The organism is Mycolicibacterium peregrinum, assembly GCF_001665625.1.
Classification (GTDB): Bacteria; Actinomycetota; Actinomycetes; order Mycobacteriales; family Mycobacteriaceae; genus Mycobacterium; species Mycobacterium peregrinum_B.
Genome location: NZ_LZSY01000080.1, coordinates 24,854 through 39,922 on the forward strand (window position 1 = coordinate 24,854; position 15,069 = coordinate 39,922).

At 63.1% G+C, this 15,069-nt stretch carries 17 protein-coding genes and 1 pseudogene; 3 read left to right on the plus strand and 15 right to left on the minus strand.

Annotated elements, in window-relative coordinates; translation table 11 throughout:
• Positions 1-155: 155 nt before the first annotated feature.
• On the minus strand, positions 156-1,049 hold the full coding sequence (locus A5779_RS10130; protein WP_064881415.1) for an alpha/beta fold hydrolase: 894 nt from the start codon (positions 1,047-1,049) through the stop codon (positions 156-158).
• 197 nt (positions 1,050-1,246) lie between these two features.
• Between A5779_RS10130 and A5779_RS10135 the strand changes: the two genes are divergently transcribed.
• Complete coding sequence (locus A5779_RS10135) at positions 1,247-1,843, plus strand: TetR/AcrR family transcriptional regulator (protein WP_064881418.1); 597 nt, start codon at positions 1,247-1,249, stop codon at positions 1,841-1,843.
• Here the strand turns inward: A5779_RS10135 and A5779_RS34960 are convergent.
• The gene (locus tag A5779_RS34960) at positions 1,813-2,223 is read right to left on the minus strand and encodes an LppA family lipoprotein (protein WP_413784906.1); all 411 of its coding nucleotides are present in this window, start codon (positions 2,221-2,223) and stop codon (positions 1,813-1,815) included. The two genes, A5779_RS10135 and A5779_RS34960, sit on opposite strands and share 31 nt — an antisense overlap.
• 28 nt (positions 2,224-2,251) lie before the next feature.
• Between A5779_RS34960 and A5779_RS10140 the strand changes: the two genes are divergently transcribed.
• On the plus strand, positions 2,252-2,443 hold the full coding sequence (locus tag A5779_RS10140; RefSeq protein ID WP_064881420.1) for a hypothetical protein: 192 nt from the start codon (positions 2,252-2,254) through the stop codon (positions 2,441-2,443).
• Positions 2,444-2,901: 458 nt separating this feature from the next.
• On the opposite strand, the gene A5779_RS10145 is transcribed toward A5779_RS10140, so the two are convergent.
• Positions 2,902-3,111: a hypothetical protein gene (locus A5779_RS10145; protein ID WP_064881422.1), complete on the minus strand. Its 210-nt coding sequence runs from the start codon at positions 3,109-3,111 to the stop codon at positions 2,902-2,904.
• Positions 3,112-3,552: 441 nt separating this feature from the next.
• Between A5779_RS10145 and A5779_RS10150 the strand changes: the two genes are divergently transcribed.
• Positions 3,553-4,035, plus strand: coding sequence for a hypothetical protein (locus A5779_RS10150; protein ID WP_064881424.1), 483 nt, complete (start codon positions 3,553-3,555; stop codon positions 4,033-4,035).
• Between the two features lie 322 nt (positions 4,036-4,357).
• On the opposite strand, the gene A5779_RS10155 is transcribed toward A5779_RS10150, so the two are convergent.
• From A5779_RS10155 to A5779_RS10210, 12 genes and pseudogenes are all read right to left on the minus strand, one after another.
• The gene (locus A5779_RS10155; RefSeq protein ID WP_044518582.1) at positions 4,358-5,179 is read right to left on the minus strand and encodes an SDR family NAD(P)-dependent oxidoreductase; all 822 of its coding nucleotides are present in this window, start codon (positions 5,177-5,179) and stop codon (positions 4,358-4,360) included.
• Between the two features lie 31 nt (positions 5,180-5,210).
• Positions 5,211-5,594, minus strand: a complete 384-nt coding sequence (locus tag A5779_RS10160; RefSeq protein WP_044518581.1) for a nitroreductase family deazaflavin-dependent oxidoreductase — start codon at positions 5,592-5,594, stop codon at positions 5,211-5,213.
• Positions 5,595-5,632: 38 nt separating this feature from the next.
• Positions 5,633-7,219, minus strand: a complete 1,587-nt coding sequence (locus A5779_RS10165; RefSeq protein ID WP_044518579.1) for an ABC transporter permease — start codon at positions 7,217-7,219, stop codon at positions 5,633-5,635.
• Positions 7,216-8,121, minus strand: coding sequence for an ABC transporter ATP-binding protein (locus tag A5779_RS10170; protein WP_044518578.1), 906 nt, complete (start codon positions 8,119-8,121; stop codon positions 7,216-7,218). The genes A5779_RS10165 and A5779_RS10170 overlap by 4 nt, the downstream gene beginning before the upstream one ends.
• A gap of 22 nt (positions 8,122-8,143) precedes the next feature.
• Positions 8,144-8,875, minus strand: coding sequence for an HXXEE domain-containing protein (locus A5779_RS10175; protein ID WP_044518577.1), 732 nt, complete (start codon positions 8,873-8,875; stop codon positions 8,144-8,146).
• A gap of 27 nt (positions 8,876-8,902) precedes the next feature.
• Entirely contained in the window at positions 8,903-9,313 is a 411-nt protein-coding gene (locus tag A5779_RS10180) for a DoxX family protein (RefSeq protein WP_044518576.1), read from the minus strand.
• Positions 9,310-10,197 (minus strand): TetR/AcrR family transcriptional regulator, encoded by an 888-nt coding sequence (locus A5779_RS10185; RefSeq protein WP_044518575.1) that lies wholly within the window; start codon positions 10,195-10,197, stop codon positions 9,310-9,312. The genes A5779_RS10180 and A5779_RS10185 overlap by 4 nt, the downstream gene beginning before the upstream one ends.
• Before the next feature lie 35 nt (positions 10,198-10,232).
• Complete coding sequence (locus tag A5779_RS10190) at positions 10,233-10,748, minus strand: hypothetical protein (protein ID WP_044518574.1); 516 nt, start codon at positions 10,746-10,748, stop codon at positions 10,233-10,235.
• Positions 10,749-10,756: 8 nt separating this feature from the next.
• Positions 10,757-11,170: a hypothetical protein gene (locus A5779_RS10195; protein WP_044518573.1), complete on the minus strand. Its 414-nt coding sequence runs from the start codon at positions 11,168-11,170 to the stop codon at positions 10,757-10,759.
• Between the two features lie 705 nt (positions 11,171-11,875).
• Positions 11,876-13,210 (minus strand): annotated as a pseudogene (locus A5779_RS10200) (hypothetical protein); the annotation flags it as partial.
• A gap of 142 nt (positions 13,211-13,352) precedes the next feature.
• Positions 13,353-13,706: a helix-turn-helix domain-containing protein gene (locus A5779_RS10205; protein WP_044518572.1), complete on the minus strand. Its 354-nt coding sequence runs from the start codon at positions 13,704-13,706 to the stop codon at positions 13,353-13,355.
• On the minus strand, positions 13,703-14,806 hold the full coding sequence (locus tag A5779_RS10210; protein WP_210741278.1) for a tyrosine-type recombinase/integrase: 1,104 nt from the start codon (positions 14,804-14,806) through the stop codon (positions 13,703-13,705). The genes A5779_RS10205 and A5779_RS10210 overlap by 4 nt, the downstream gene beginning before the upstream one ends.
• Positions 14,807-15,069 lie beyond the last annotated feature (263 nt).

The window sequence follows — 15,069 nt, forward strand, 5'->3', positions numbered from 1 at the left end:
ATATTTCACCCAGTGAAGAGATGCACCTACGCAGGTTCGGCGCAGTTACCACGACGGCCATGGCGGACATCGCCCACACAAACCGCAGGAACGTCGTCAACAACAAGAATTGCAGCGACTGCCGGTGCCGGCGGCCGCGCCACCAGCGATCGCCCTCATAAGGTGGGTCCACTGTCGCGGTGGCAGGTCGGCCAGTCCCTCCGCCGGAGGTGTTCGAGGACAAGGCTGCGGACGGGTTCGACGTCGGCCAAGAGACCGTGTCCCGCGCCGGGGAGAATCACCGTGTGCGCTCCGGCACGCCGCGCGGCTTCCGCTGCTGCCTCCGAATCGTGCACCTGACTCGCCCCGGCCAGTGCGACGAGGGTCGGGACCGGCAGGTGCGTCAGCCCGTCCGGCAGGTGGGGATGAACGATCGGCGAGGCCGGGAAGTGCGCGGCTCCGTGAGCGAGCAGGTCGAGGTAGGCCTCCAGATGCGCCGGTCCGCTGCCGGAGGCGCCCGGTGCCAGCATCGCGCGAGCATCCTCGAAAGTCGGGTGCGGGTCGCGGTTTCGGCCCAGCTCCTCGAACTCGGGGCTGAGCCCGACGAAGACCAAGGGTGGATCGAGCAGGACCAGCCGCCGCACCCGTTCGGGATGGGCGAGCGCGAACCGGAGCGCGAGGTGACCACCTAGGGACTGGCCGCACAGGTCGGCGGCGGGCAGCTCGAGCAGATCGAAAGTTTCCGCCAGCCAGTCCACCAGATCGTCCATGCTGGTCAAGGCGGCACCGGTGTGTCGGCTGCGGCCCGGTTCGCCCATGGTGTCTACGGCCCGCACGTGGTGCTCCTCGGCCAGTGAACCGACTACCGGATACCACATTCCGGACGTGCCGCTGTATCCGTGGAGCAGTACCAGCGACGGCGCTGCGGTCGGGCCCGCGGAGGTGACCCGAGTCGTTCCGTAACGTCCCGGAAGATCTACCGTCTCGGCCGGCACCGGCCAATTGGCCATCACCGCGTCGTAGGCCGCGAAATATGCTGCCGCCAGCTCGGGGTCGGTGAATGCGGTCATCGCGCGCTCCCCAACTCGAAACGGGTGCACTCGCCGGGGAGGGCGTGCGGCGCGCCGCCAACCTCCGCCCGGCTCGACCGGTCGCGGTCCTCGGTGAGTGGTTCGACTTTCCTTGGCTGACTGGTCATTCGTACCGTCCCTTTCCAAGTCGGTTGTATTATGTCAGGTGTATGGTAATAACGAAAAGGGGGTGTGCGTTGCCGAAACAGGTCGACCACCGAGAACGCCGCGAAACCATCGCTCGCGCCCTGTGGCGGGTAGTGGATCAACGCGGGGTTCTGCGTCTGAGTCTGCGTGAGGTGGCGGCGGAGGCCGAGATGTCACACGGCCAACTCCAGCATTACTTCGCGAGTCGTCAGGAGTTGCTTTCTTTCGCGATGGACTTCGCTGCCGAACAGACTGCTCAGCGAGTGGCGCGTGGTCTGGAGGCGCTCGGCGCGGTGCCGCATCCGCGAGACGTCCTGCGGTTGATACTCACCGAAATGCTGCCGCTGCATGACGATGCGCGCGCGACGAGCCGAATGAATGCCGCTTACGTCCTCGAAGCACTGCACGACAACACGATTCGCGATCACACGCGCGAGGGTCTACGCCAGGGACGGGAACAGGTCAAAGTGATCATCGCGCAAGCGATTACGGATGGGGAGATCGACTGTCATCGCGACGTGAACACCGAGACCGACCGCATCCTTGCATTGACCGGCCTGACACCCGTTCTCGACCTGGAGGTCATCAATCCAGGGGAGGCCCTCGCCGCAATCGATCAGCATCTCCACGAACTCTTCACATCGTAGGGGTTGTCGCCCGGGAAACGGCTTTCGCCTGGACGTCCACCGAGTTTGCCGTTGTGTCCTGGAGAGAAGTCCGAATCATGGGGTCGACGAGGATTGTGACGGCACAATGGGCGGTGGCGGCGGGAGTTGACCGGGGGAAGTTCGATGACGCGCTGCTTGAGGAAGCAGTCACCGGTGATGTTCACGATAGCGGCCTTTGACTGGCGCACGTTGAACTCGTAGCCGGCACCACGTATGTCGATGTCACGCCGCGAATCATCGTTGAACAACGAAGAGTCACCGGTAGCGCCGAACCTCGCAGCCTCGTCCCGGACGATGTCAGCGGCCGTCCTGAACTCATCACCGCTGAACAATCTGCCGAACTCAACTAGGTCCGACAACGGTTTCAGTGCGACGCTGCCGGAGTAGATGGATCTCGACTATGTGCCGTCCATGTCTGATACCGACAGTGACATTTTGAAGTACGCGGGCATCACCATCAACGACAACGATTACGGGTGGTGCGGTCAAGACGTGGGAGGGCGCAATATTCTGGTACTCGTCCCACAAGTTGAGGGTGGCACGACTTATGTTGTGCTGCACCACATGGCATTCGACTAAAGTGCCGATCGGCACGATTGGGTGCAGGTGGCATTGCAGCCGACAATGAGACTGCAACACCGGGACGGCGGGCGGAGAGTCTTGCAACGCAGCCGAAAGCGACGCGAGGAGCGGCGGCCGACAAGAGGCCAGTCAGTGATTCATCTGATGAAAACGGCGTAGTTTACGGGTAACCCGCCCATATTCGATTCCGCCTTACTTCTCGCTACAGGCAGCAGGAATGCGACAGGGGAGAGGCGCAGACTGCTGGCCAGCGGCCGGACCAGATCTTGTATCCCTCTGCGGCACGAGATAATTGCTGACTGCCCGGTTGGGTCTGCAGGAACTACAGCCTCAGTCCGTGACGAATGCGCATATCGCGACAGACGGGTGAATCGCTTCGTGGAAAGCAGTGACGGTCACTGGGGCAGCTCGCCGGATCGGCGCGTCGTAGGGGAAGGTTGCCGCATTATGAAGGTTCACGCGACACTGCTGACGATCGCGATAACCAGCCCAACCAGAGTCAGCACGCCGACCATCACCGCGGCAGCAATCGCCCTGCCTCGGCGGTGCCGGCGTGCGTCGTAGATCGCCACCGCGATGCCGGCGAAGATCAACGCTGCATAGGCCGCCAGCCCCACCGTCAGCGCCGCCGTTGACGCGGCGCTGGCCAGGGTCACGTTGTGCACGCCGTGAGCTTACGGCGCGAACGGAAGCGTCGCGCATTCGATCCTGTCGTATTCCTGCAGCGGTGGAGTGCCGCGCTCGGTCCGGCGTCGAGCAGGACGCGCCACTCGGGAGCTGCGAGGTCAAGCTGGCCCACAAACGCGGCAGAACAACGACTTTCGGCCTAATGTGCCCGGGTAGCGGTGGTGCTGAGCCGCCGGAGTGGATCAGGCGGGAGTTGATTCATCCGATTAAGATGTAGGACTTTACTGGTAACCCGTCATATTCGATTCCGCCGTATTCCCGGGGGTGTAGGCGATGAATCACGATGGGCGGGGCGGCGAGGCGCCGTTGCGGTTCACGCAGCCGTGTGGAGTGGAAGTCCGCGTAGAAGTAGGCGACCTGCTGGCATCAACCACTAGAAGTCGCTCGTCAAGGAGTCCTGCCTGAGGCACGATCGAGGCGTGCAGTTCACATATCCCTCGTGGGTCGAGAGCCTCGACTTTTTGAGGAACCGCCTCGGTATTCCTGCTGCCCTGAGCAATGCGACAACACTTGTCGCAGCACGCGAGCGCTGGGGGCAGCACGTTTACTGTCGTACGTCGAAGCACGACCTGCTGTTCACTGTGCCCGGAGACACGTTCCCGTTCACCGCTTCGGTGGTAGTTCACGTGGACGGTTCGCGCCATGTTGTCCGCCGGACGGCGGGTGGCGATGTTCATGAGGCTGAGTGCACGGCCGCCGACATCGATCGCGTGGTGGATGAAGCACTTGAAGCGCTGCTCGCTCCTGCTCAAGTGTGCCGCGCATGCGGAGAACTATCCGCCAGCGCGCACTTCGCCGCGGTGTTCGAGCGGATGCACTACGTGTGCTTCCACTTCGAGTACGAGCACGGCGATACTGACCGCGATCAGACCTGCGAGGTACCCGGTTGCCCAGTCGTATGAGGTCAATTCACCGGCCCTTCGTCCGCCAGATTTTTGAGAAGACCGCCAGATATAGCGAGACCGGGCAGGATGCTGGGCCAGGGCTGATTCATCAAACGAAAACGAAGACTTTTACTGGTAACCCTCCGTATTCGATTCCGCCGTATTCCTCGCTGAACGACGGTGCGGTGAGATCCCGAGAACAGTCCGGCGGAGGTGATTGAGCGGTCCCGTCGCCACTGCGATGCAACGAAGATGGCATGAATGCCCGACCGGTGTCTCGTTTGCTGGATGCGCAGTTTCCGACCCGGCTATCGAATTCGGCTTGAAAAGTTCTTAGGCACTATTTTTTGGCTTGCTGCATCATGTCGAGCATGTGGTTGCGTCGTTCGTTGGTGAGATAGGCGGCGGCGGAGAACCATCCGCCGTCCACGACGATGTCGGTGCCCGTGATGTAGGAAGATTCGTCGCTGGCAAGAAACAGCGCTGTGTTGGCGATTTCTTCTGGTTCGCCCATGCGGCGCAGCAGCACGGTGTCGTTCATCTGCTGGTCGACCACGGCCTTGAGCGCGGGGTTGGATTGCATGGGGGCTGTCATCTTGGTTTTGATGAATCCGGGTTGTATGACGTTGCAGCGGATGCCCCAGTCTGCGTAGATGTAGGCCGCTGAGCGGGACAGACCTTCCAATGCCCACTTGGATGAGGAGTAGGCAGTGGAGAAGGTTCCTGAAAGTCCGCCGACGGAACCGATATTGACGATCGAGCCGCCACCGGAGTCGCGGATCAGCGGTGCGCAGGTCTTCATGCCGACCATGGTGGCGGTGACGTTGATTTCGAAAACCTTGTTCCAGGCATCGAGGTCGACGTCGGGGAGCATGACGAGATCGTTGCTTCCGACGACATTCATCAGGATGTGCAATCCACCGAACTGATCCTTGGCCTGCTGGACTGCTGCCTCCCACTGTTCGTGCGCGGTAATGTCCAGGGACACAAACGCTGCCTTGCCGCCGGCGTCGGTGATCTCCTGCACGATCGGGTCGGCTAGTTCTTGGTGACGCGCGGCCACCAGAACAGCTGCGCCTTCCTTGGCGAACAGGCGGGCCGACGCGCCGCCCATACCGCCGGTAGCGCCGGTGACCAATGCAACCTTGCCTTCAAGCCTCACTTCTGACCTCCTGATCGTTGGGATTCGAGAGTTATTGCTGCACAGTGGTATCGAACTGGAGGAAGCCGCGCACCCCCATCCCGCGCATCATTGCGGCTACGGGCTTGGGTAACTGCTCTAAACCTTCGTCACCGAGGTGTCGTGGGTTGGCGATCGTATATCGCTTGCCCGCACGAGCCATCTGTCCGTGGCCGACCGTCAAGAGATTCTGCGCCCATTGAGGGCTGTCGCTGTAGGCGTAGGCGGCGATGTACCCGCCGGGGACGGGGTAGGCCTGGACCGGGCTGGCGTAGGGGTTTCCGCTTTTCCGCCCTGTGTGATGCAGTACTGCCAGGGGTGGCAGGTATCCGGCGACCGGCCGCAGGACGGGGTTGAGGTAGCGCGGCAGGACGCGCAGTGGTCGTGGCAGTGGCATGGTGCCCTCCGTTCGGGTTACGTTCGGTGCCAGTCTGTTCAGGCGATGTCGCGTCTACGAAATCCGGCGAAGGCAACGACGGTCAGTAGGCCGAACACCACGGCGACTATCGCCAGGCTGGTCCAGTGCGGGGATGCGGTGATGTTGGGGACGTGGTGTAGCGGGCTGATCGACAGCGCCCATTCGGGCAGTTTGAAGGTGGGACCGAGGATGGTCAGGCCGAAGGCGGCAATGATGGCTCCCCAGCCGGCCAGCCGTATCGCGGGCCGGGCACCGACGGCAGCCGCGCCTACGGCGATCAGCGTCCACACCGCCGGAATGGTGACGGCTGCTTGGGCGAGCACGTCGCCGAAGGCGATACCGGTGCTGGCGGCGACCAGGCCTATGACGCTGGCGGCGATGAGCAGGCAGACCGCGGGTGTCAGGTAGGCGATGACGAGGTTGGAGGCCAGGTAGGTCGGCCGACGCAGCGCCCCGGCGAGCAGAGGTTCGACGCGGAAGTTGTTCTCCTCGATAATGATCCGGTTGACGATCTGGACGCCGGCAATCGCGGCGATCAGCCCGATCATCTGCAGCAGGGTCACCAGGAACGCGAACGTTAGGTTCGAGGCGTCACCTCCTCCGGCGGCCAGCACACCGGTCAGGGAGGTGTTGGTGGCGAGCAGGTCGGTGATGGAGGTGGCCAGGTAGCCGAAGATGACCCCCAGCCCGGCGAACGCGATCAGCCAGGTGATCAGCGAGCCGCGATTGAGGCGTATCGCCAGACCCCAGACGTTGGCGACGGTGCCTCCGCGGGCGGGTCCGGGCCGTCCCGCGATGATGCCGGCCCCGTAGTCTCGGCGGGCGTCCAGCGCGAACCCGACACCGATTAGTACGAGTGCCAACGCCAGCGCGAGCAACAAGGGCCAGGGATTGTTGTCGGTGGCGGGCCGGACGTGTTCGAGCCAGCCGAACGGGGTGGCCCAGGACGCCCAGTCGGGGGCGTCGATAGTGTCGATGAATCCACGCAGCACGAAGCAGATCCCCAGGACGGCGATGGCGATGCTGCTGGCCGAGCGGGCCTCGGAGCCCAGCTGCACCGCGACGGCGGCGACACCGGTGAACATCAACCCCGACGCGGTGAACGTGGCCGCCAACAACAGGGAGGGCACCACCGCGCCGCCGACGGCGATGGTCACCACAAAGCACACGACTCCGACCGCGAATGAGGCGAGGCTGGGCAGGGCAACCGAGACAGCCAGCCGGGCTTGGCGGCCCATCACCCCGGAGGCCAGCAGTTCAGCTTGCCCGGAGTCCTCATCGGCGCGGCTGGTCGCCACCACGGTGAGGATCGCCATCAGTGCGGTGAAAAACGTGCCCAACGCGCCGGAGCGCCACGCGTTGAACCCGTCGTTGGTGAGCAGGTCACGGGCGGGTCCGAAGATCAGCGACAGCGCCGGGTTGGCCCCGAGCGCACCGGCGAGTTGTTGGCGGTCGGCCAGGTCGGGAAACACCAACCGGTAGGCCAGGATTGACGAAGCCGACAGGGCGGTGACACCGAGGATCCAGGGGGCAATACTGCGGGCGTTGGTCCTGGCGGTGACCGGCAGCAGCGTCCGAGCCCCGGTGACTGCACTCATAGTCATGGCTGTCCGGTGGTGGTGTACTGCTGCAGGAACAGGTCTTCCAGCGAGGGCGGGGTCACGGTCAGGTTGGTCATGTCGTAGCGCACGAGGTCAGCCATCGCAGCGTTGATCTGGCCGTTGTCGACCGTGGCGGTGAAGCGGTTGCCGTCCAGTCGGGGGTAGCGGATACCGCGCAGTTCCCGCAGATCCCGCGGCGGCCTACCCAGGGTGGCGGTGATGGTGGCGCGGGTCTGCCCGCGCAACTCGTCGAGGGATCCGGTCTGCACCACCCGGCCGGAACGGATGATGCTGACTCGGTCGGCCAGCGCTTCGACCTCACTCATGATGTGACTCGACAGCAACACGGTGCGCCCACGGGCTTTATCGTTGGCGATCTCCTGCTGAAAGACGGCCTCCATCAACGGATCCAATCCCGAGGTGGGTTCATCGAGGATGAGCAGCTCCACATCAGAGGACAGCGCGGCGATGATGGCGACTTTCTGGCGGTTGCCTTTGGAGTACTGCCGGCCGCGTTTGGTGGGGTCGAGTTCGAACCGCTCGATCAACTCCGCGCGGCGAGCCTCGTTCAGCCCGCCACGCAGGTTGCCGAGCAGGTCGATGGCCTCTCCGCCAGACAAACTGGGCCACAACACCACATCGCCGGGCACATACGCCAGCCGGCGGTGAAGTTCGACGACGTCACGCCACGGATCCCCACCGAGCAGCGATAGCGTGCCGGCGTTGCGGCGCAATAGGCCCAACAGCACGCGGATGGTCGTGGACTTCCCGGCCCCGTTCGGGCCAAGAAAGCCATGGACCTCCCCTTGGGAGACGGTGAGACTCAATCCGTCCAGGGCGGTGAACGCCCCGAATTTCTTGACCAGGCCCTCGATGTGGATCGCGGACAGGCGGTGTCCGGTCATGTGGTCCCCTGTCGTGGTGTGGTCATGCCGCAGCGGGTGCGGTCGCGGGTCGCGGAGGCCATTTGCGGCCGGCCAACCACGGCAACAGCAACAGCAGCACCGGGTCGATGGCTTGGATGACGATCGCTGCCGGCAGCGAGACGGTGCCGTGTGACAGTCCGAGCAGTAGCGCCAGCAGAATCGCCTGGGCCAGGATTGAGGCGATCAGGATAGCGGCCAGGACCGGGTAGGCCAGCAGCTTGTTCTTACCGAAGAAGATGACGAACACCCACACCGACAACGGAATGAAAATCACTGTGGCGGTCAATGTTCCCGGTGAGTAACCCATCGGGGTGAACATGCCGCCGATGTGGCTCAGTGCGTTGGTGAACAACAGACCGACCCCGGTCAGCCCGACCGCCGGGTTGCGGCGGCACCACAGCGCGGCGATCGGCAGCACAACCCAGATGAACGGAATATTGACCGCGACAAAGAACGACGGCACCAGTGGGCAACCATCCACGGAGTCGAAACCGTATTGGGCACATGCGGTGACCGGGAAGTGGAAAGCGCGGCCTTTGGCGTCGATGCCGTATTCCTCGAAGTTGTGCAGCAGGTAAGCCACCACCATCAGCCACGCCAGCCACACCGGATCCCGCCACCGCGAAACACCTACACGGTCACGGAACGTGTCGGTGAAGAACAACAGCAGGAGCAGGACGGTCGCTGCACCCAGGCCGACTGAGCTCCAATAGCGTTCAAACCACTCCCACATGGGAACGTCCCCTCCGGTCTGGGCTGTTCAGATCGGCAGCTGGTGCTGCTCGGCGGTGGGCGGCCGGGTGGCCCACCAGGTCGCGGCGGCCACCAACGCTTGCGCGGGGATGCGGGCGATGACCAGCTTGGGGTCCACGCCGAGTGCGCGCATCTGGTCGGGGTGGCGGGTCTGGGCGACCGCGGCCGGCAGGGTCGGCACCAACATCGCCAGGTTGGTCCACCGGGCCAGCCCGCGCAGTCGGGGGATGAACATGCTGATCCCGCCGACGAACTGAATCACCGCGGTGACTGCGCTGATCGGTTTGCGCCACTTCGACATTGATTCCGGCACCAGGCTTTCGAAGAACTCGTGTTTGACGACGTGGGCGATGCCGGCGCCGGTGAACGCCGTTCCCAGCACGATGCGGGCCGTGCGGGTCGGATCTGGTGTGGTCATGGTGTGGCCTTCTTTCGAGTCGTGGTTTTGGTCTTGATTTTGGGCGGCGGTGAGGGGAGGGCGACTGCCCGCAGGAACGCACCGGCGAAGATGTCGCAGACGCCATCAAGGTCGGGCAACTCGATACCAGGAATGCGGCCCATGGTCGGCCGCGTCAGCATGTGGACTGACACCGGGGCGATGAGCAACTGCAGCAACACAACCAACGGCATCTCCCGGATATGGCCTGCCTCAATTTCTGCGGTGAGCCACGCGCCAATGCTGGCTAGCAGCCGAGGTGCATTGTGGCTCAGCAGGTTCTGAATGGCTGGGCTCTCCGGGCGAGCCAGCGCCTCGGCCAACAACGCCGGCGCCACCCGGGGTTCAGCGGCCAGAGTGTGGACGATCATCCCGTACAACCGGCGCACCGTGGCGGCCAGGTCGCCGTGGTCACCGTCGAAAAAGTCCTCGATCTGCAGCAGCGGGCTGTGCCGCTCGAACAGCGCCCGCAACAGCTCATCGCGGCCGCCGAACACCGCGTACAGGCTGTGCACCGAGCACTGCGCCCGCGCTGCGATGGCTTCCAGGGTGGCCGCCGCCAGGCCCTGGGCATCGATCAATTCCGCGGCGGCATTCAGCGCGCGGGTGCGTACCGGTGCTTGCCCGCCGGGATCGACCCCGGCGGCCCGGACTGCCGCATCCAATGCCGCGCGGGTACCACCCAGTCGGCGGATCAGGGTGGAGCGCGAGATTCCGGCCTCGCGGGCGATAGCGATCACCGGCACGTCGGCGACGTCTTTACCCAGGGAACGGGCAGCCCGCAAAGCCGCCTGCACCAAATCGTCTCCGACGGCCACCGCGCCATCGGATGCCGACGTCTGTGAGTCAGTTGCTTTGGTGGGCATAGTCAGGGCACGCGTTGGGTGAAACATGTGGTATCTCAGTCATGGTCGCCGAGCATCATCAGTTGGATAGCGCCCGACGGCACACCCACCCAGTCGGTGGCCTCGATCTGCCGGTAGAGCTCACGCAGTTCGGCGCGCATCGCCGGGATCTGTTCGCGAGGCGCATCGGTGGCATGAAAGGAATAGCCCGGCAACGTCGCGTTCGGATCCACCTGTTCGCCGGCGCCGACGCGTGCTTGCATCGCTTCCAGCAGTTTGTTGTGGATCGCGACATGCTCGGGAGCGCCCAGCGCCCACTCCTTGAACAGCTCGAAGGTGGGGAAGGTATAGAACCACAACGTCAGACCCTGCTCGTCGCTCAGACCCAAGAATTTGGGGCCGATGATCGGAAATCCGCCGGTGATGTTGTGCCAGGACAACATCTTTCCGGTCTTTATCCAGTTCTCTTCGATCGCGGCGACTTCCTCGCTGAAATCACACTCCTCCAGCCACTGCGGACACGGCCCGATCTGACCACGCAGAAACATCTTCCACTCCAATTTCATTGTCATGCTGAGGATTACAGGTACGGGAAGTGCGCGTCGACATCCTCACGCAGCACCTTGGCCACATCCGGGAACAGCTCCCACCGCTCCTTGTAGAGGTCGATGAGCTTCTCTGCGGTATCGGCAGGTTCATCTGGGGTGATGATGTCGAACGACCGCACCCGCGCCACCGTCTCCTTGAGATGGGTCGCCTCGTCCTCGCCGTGCGGGGAGCGCATGTGCACCGCATAGTCGTCGACGCTGTTGAATTTCACCCACGCCGCATCGTGGAATCCGTCCTCAGCAGGCCCCGCATAACGACCGGCAGCGCCGTCCTCGATGTACGGAGCGGCGGCGAAATAAGCGCTGAGCATCCCCGCGAACTCCTCGAACTGCTCCTGCGACGGCTTCTGCCGGTAGCCGTGATACGCGATGTGAAAGATCGCCATGAAAAGAGCCTTCCTCGGTCGCGTCCACCTGGCGGCAGACAAGACCGTTCAGCGAAACGCGTCTGCGTATTGAAACAGTACTAACTGTAGGGCGTATCTGTGTATCAGCACAAGGGTGCGCTGCGAGATGAGTGTCGACCGCGCCGATCGGGACTGGGTTGCGACATTCCGCTAACCGGGGCCTCGCGCACGCCGGACTCGCTGGGCCCTGCCTCTTGAGGGCTCTCGGGGGGTGGACCGTGCGGGAGCGAGGGACTCCTGCCCCGTCAAAAACGTCCTGTCCCGCAACAACTAATCAGCAGGCAAGTGGGACTGAATGTCCGTCGCACTGTCGGATGTTTCCAAAGCGTCGATTCCACGAAGCCGCACCGACCACCGCTGGTAGGCGGCCTGCCGTGAGATGCCCAGTGTCGCTGATATTTTCATCCACGATAGGCCAGCGTTCCGTCCTTGCAAAACTACCTGAGTGAGCTGTCCTTCAGCGGCATGAACTGCACGCTGCGCTTCATTTAGGTCATTTGCCGCCGCGCGAAGGGAGTCAATGTGGCGGTCGTAGGGCCGAACCGGTGGATCGAGGTCGAACAGGGTGGGCTCAGCCGTATCGCTATTCGGTTCGTCCGCATCGTCGGTAGGGCGATCTTCGGGTGATTCGGTCGTCATGGTTCGGCCGGATGCTTTCGTTGAGGGATTGGTTCGGTCAGTGGTGGATGCGTACATCGCCCAGGTGTTGCCGGCTTCTGCGGCGTGTTTCTGGGTGACTTGGTCGCTGTAGCCGAGCATTTCGGCGACCAGGGGAGGAGGTATCTCAGATACGAGTTCACGCAGGGCCGTGTTGCGTGAGCCGAGCAGCTTGATGCCGAGCCGGCGCAACCGCAGCATGATCGACTGGGGGTCGATGTGTCGGCCGGGCCGGGTGCTCGGGAAGAGCCACGGTGTGCCGATGGCTCCGCCGGTGGTGCGCTGATTGGGCCGGTTGTGGAGGTGGTAGTGCAGTTGTGAGGCGAAGGGTTCGGGGACCGGGATGGGTTCTTTGCCGAGCGCGATGCGTGTCTCGCCGTCGATCCGTGCAATGGCGGTGGTCTGCAGGCCAGCGATCTTGGTGAGGGGTTGGGCGTAGAGCAATAACAGGATGCCGGCGACTCGGTAGGGGAGGCTTTCGGAGTCGCCGGTGAGTAGTTCTTTAAGCCACGCAAGGCGCTGGTCTTGGGTGATCAAGGGGGTTGTCCTGGCTTGTCGGAACCCGATCTGGACCGAATTATTGATCTTGCTGCGTTTGGCCCACACGAAGAATGTTCGGATCAAGTGTCGGGTGGTCGGCCCCGACGCAAGGTAGGCGTCGACGTCCTGTTGTATGCAGGTCGATGCGGTTCGACCGTGTGTCTGCTCGAGCCAGGTCAGGAATTTGATGGTTTCGGTGATTTCCTGTTGCGCTGCGCGTTTGGGCCCATCGGTTCCTTGGCCGGGCTTGGATTCACCGCGCAGCCGGCGTAGATGGTGCCAGGTCGCGAATTGCTCAACCGGGCCCCGTACCGTCGGTGAGGCGACGGCGTCGAGTTTGGCGGCCAGCCATGCTTCGAAACGTGCAAGGTGTTCGTCGCGTGGCGGGAGCATCCCGTGGTGCTGCAGCAGGCTGCGGAGGTGCTCAACGTGGCGGCCAGGACCCGCTGCGGTGAGGCCGTCGTGGGTGAGAGGTATTGCACCAGAGGTGATTCCGCCGAGCAACTGAAGTACCTGGATATTGCGTTTCCAGGTGAGGATGCTTTCGGGTCGGTCGACGCCGCAGAGAACTTCGAGGAAGGTTTCCATCGCCGCCGGATCGGCGGGATGGTGCAGCAGGACTTTGCACAGGTCATCGCGTAGGGCGCATCGGGCGCATTCGCCGCGGCGGTAGATTTCGCCTTCGTGTCCGCAGGTTCGGCAGGTGAAATCGCCGGGGATGCCGGCACAGTTCAAGCAGACTGGCCTCGGATCGGTGCGGTTGCAGCGGCCGGGGAGCACCCCATCGTGTCCACAGATCGGGCAGATGCCGTGAGTGCGCATAGCGGTGTAGAAGCAGCTGTGACAGAGCTGGTCGCCCGGCCAGTAGACCCGCAACTTGTTGGCTTTGCGGTGACACCGGCCGCATTCTTGGTGGCCTGTGGTGACCGGCGGCCGTCCGCGGCGACGGGAACGAGGTGTGGGGTTAATCGGTGCCATCTGTGATGACCCGGGCCCGCCGTGGCCGGACGGCTTTGTTGAGTTCGACGACATTTGGCGGTGGAACGGGAGCAGCACCGGATGCGGTCTTCCGGCGGCGCGCGTCAGTTGCGGTGACGGTGACTAGGTCTTCCACGCCGCAGCCGAGAATGTCGCAGAGTGCGGCCATCAATTGCAGCGAAATGCGTTCTGGCCGTTGGTGAACGACGCGGTAAACCTGAGGCCGGGAGAGCTGGATTCCCCGTTCTGCAAGCCGCGGGATCAAGTCGGTACTGTTGTGCATGCCGTGGGCGGCCATGAGTTCGGCGAGGCGCCAGGTGTAGTCGACTTCGCGTTTCACGAGCTTTCCTCCCCGAAGGAGAGTGCATCTTTGATGGTCTGGTCGAGCATGCGGCGGACCGTGCGGGTCCGGTAGTCGCTGGACACGCCGGTGTATAGCGCTGTCGTGCTGGCGAAGTCGTGGCCAGCCTGGTCCTGGACGAATTTGGCGTCCCAGCCGTCTTCGATGAGGTGGGTGATGTGGGAGCGGCGAAACGAGTGCAGGTCCAGACCGCTCGGCAGATCCAGTTCGTCGCAATAGCGACGGAATCGACTCAGTAGGGTGTTCTCGGCAACCAGGGAACCGCGCTCGCTCGGGAACAGATCAATGCCGTCGGCGATATACGGCTGGCCGTGGGTGAGCCAGTCTGCGATGACCTCGGGTGTCCAGTCGAAAACAGTCAACACGGTGCGTCGTTTCGGCGGGGAACCTTTCTTCGCCTTGCCGTATCGGATTAAGACCGCTCCATAGCTGCCGAATTCGCGAGCATGGGGATTGCGCGAGAAATCGATTGTCTGCAGGTGACGCAGTTCGTTGAAGCGCAGACCGTAGGAGTAGGCGATCTTGAACATCACCGAGTCGCGGTAGGCCGGCAGCCAGCCTTTCTTCCGCGAGTTGGCGATCAGTGTCACTTGATCGTCGGCGTGATCGAAGAAGTGCTGCAACTCCTGTTTGCTGAAGGGGCGCTTCTCTGGATCTTGCTCGTTGTCTTGGACGTGGGTCGCGCTGTTCCAGGCGAAAAATACCTGTGCTGGGTGTGTGCCGAAACGCTGCTCGCAGACCCGATCCCAGCCGTAGTCTGGGTCGGCGATGTACGAGCAGAACAACCGCAGGCCGTTCTGATAGCCGCGGGACGTCGACTGTGCGCGGCCTTTGATGCCGCGCAGATCGGCGAAGAACTCCTCAACGACCGCTGGCGTCCAGGACCAGGGGAACTCATTGGAGTGGGCAATGAAGCGCCGAACCAGGGCGATGCGCTTATCGATGGTGTCGTGGGCGAGGTTGCGGCACAGTTGCTGGTTGCGCCACCCATCGAGCATTTCCTCGACGGTTTGGGCCTCGGGATGCAACAGAGGAACTGAGCCAACGAGGAACACGCGGCCGCTCTTGTCGACGGGCAAATCAGCCTCCCAGCCTGTCTCATCTGATGCATCATTGAATCATCTAATGAATCATTACCACATCGACGCAGGTAGGTCCATCGCAAAACGAAGTTCATTCGCCGCGTGTCGCGTGGAGCGACCGGGAAGGCGGCAACGCATACTCGCTACAGTCGACGGTAACCTGTTGTGTTCCTCGCCATTTGGCCGAGTTGCACAGATCCGGTGGGCGAGAGTCACATGGCGTGTTCGTGATTCATCTGATGAAAACCGAGTACTTTAAC